Below are 1,649 nucleotides of genomic sequence, written 5' to 3'. Positions count from 1 at the left end.
ATCGTGGTTCTTTTTATTTTGAAGTAAATATGGATGGTTAAAAAAGTGTTCAATTGGATGGTAATAAAATTTATAAATCATTTATTATGAAAAGTAGATTTTATTATTGTAACAACATGAATAGTAAAATAATTAAAAAAAATGTTTTGTGATTAGAGTGTCATTCATTTAATATTTTATTAATGCTTGCCAAAATTACAAGTATAAATGAATGATGAACCTTTATTTATAAATTTTTCCTGAAATTTAATTGGAGGAGATCCAGGTGTATACAAATCAGAATGTCAGGGTAGCGGTAATTCAAGCTGCATCCGTTATTATGGATTGCGATGCGTCGATAGAAAAAGCAGTTAGCTTAATCAAACAAGCGGGAGAAAAGGGTGCTAAAATTGTTGTTTTTCCGGAAGCTTTTATTCCTGCCTATCCTAGAGGGTTATCCTTTGGAACCATTATTGGTAGCCGAACAGAAGATGGAAGAAAGGATTGGTACAGGTATTGGGAAAACTCAATTCCTGTTCCTGGTGAAGCAACAGAACAACTAGGGACAGCCGCACGTGAAGCTGGCGTTTATGTTGTTATGGGCGTTATCGAGCGAGATAGTGAATTTAGTGGTGGTACTCTGTACTGTTCTGTTATTTTTATCGGACCTGATGGCTCTCTATTAGGAAAACATCGAAAATTAAAACCAACTGCAGCTGAACGAATCGTTTGGGGTGAGGGTGATGGCAGTACGTTACCGGTATTTGAGACTCCATACGGGAAAATTGGAGCACTGATTTGCTGGGAGAACTATATGCCTTTAGCTAGGGCAGCAATGTATGCACAAGGTGTCCAGCTGTATATTGCACCTACTGCAGATGCGAGGGAATCTTGGCAGTCGACCATTCGTCATATTGCAATGGAAGGTAGATGCTTTGTATTGTCCTCTAATCAATATGTAACCAAGGATATGTACCCTAAGGATTTAGCTTGTTATGATGACCTTGTTTCATCTCCAGATGTGATGAGCAACGGTGGAAGTGCCATCGTTGGACCGCTTGGTGATTATGTTGCGAAGCCTGTTTGGGGAAAAGAAGAGATCATCATTGCAGACCTTGATATGAAACAAATAGCCTATAGTCAATTTGACTTTGATCCTGTTGGTCATTATTCAAGGCCGGATGTTTTTAAATTGTTAGTAAACAAAGAAAAGAAGGAAAGTACAATTTGGATGAAATGACCAAATTTCTTTCCGATAGTAAGCCGTTTTCTTTATCAGGGGATTCGGCTTTTTTTACATATTGAATTCAGGTTCTTTAGATTGCCTTTAGATTTTTACTTTACAAAAAATAAAAACTATAAAAACGCATGGGATTATCTCTTGCGTTTTTATAGTTATTCTTTCTTATTGCCATCTTGCGGATTTTGCTAATTCAGTTAAAGCCCAAATAAGGTGAAACATAAACATGGAAATACAAATGGGTATAACGATTACTAGATTTTTTCCGTACCGTTCTTTTAACATTCCTGCATAATAACCACAAAAAAATAAAACTACCATTGCAGCAACAAGTACTAGCATAAGGACTAACTTCATGATTACCACCCTTAAGTGAAAAATATTAAAATATGTGAAGAAATATTTATTTAATAAATCAATACTATTTTCT

At 35.5% G+C, this 1,649-nt stretch carries 2 protein-coding genes; one reads left to right on the top strand and one right to left on the bottom strand.

The window, feature by feature from the left end; translation table 11 throughout:
* Positions 1 to 265: 265 nt before the first annotated feature.
* Positions 266 to 1,219, top strand: a complete 954-nt coding sequence (locus V7124_RS26165) for a carbon-nitrogen hydrolase family protein (RefSeq protein ID WP_335494901.1) — start codon at positions 266 to 268, stop codon at positions 1,217 to 1,219.
* Positions 1,220 to 1,384: 165 nt separating this feature from the next.
* Here V7124_RS26165 and V7124_RS26160 read toward each other — a convergent pair.
* Positions 1,385 to 1,649 (bottom strand): hypothetical protein (locus tag V7124_RS26160; RefSeq protein WP_335494898.1); only part of this gene is annotated, 265 nt, incomplete at its 5' end.

It is taken from the genome of Neobacillus niacini, from assembly GCF_036961885.1.
Lineage (GTDB): Bacteria > Bacillota > Bacilli > Bacillales > Cytobacillaceae > Neobacillus > Neobacillus niacini_H.
This window is presented reverse-complemented; position numbering and strand designations above follow the sequence as displayed.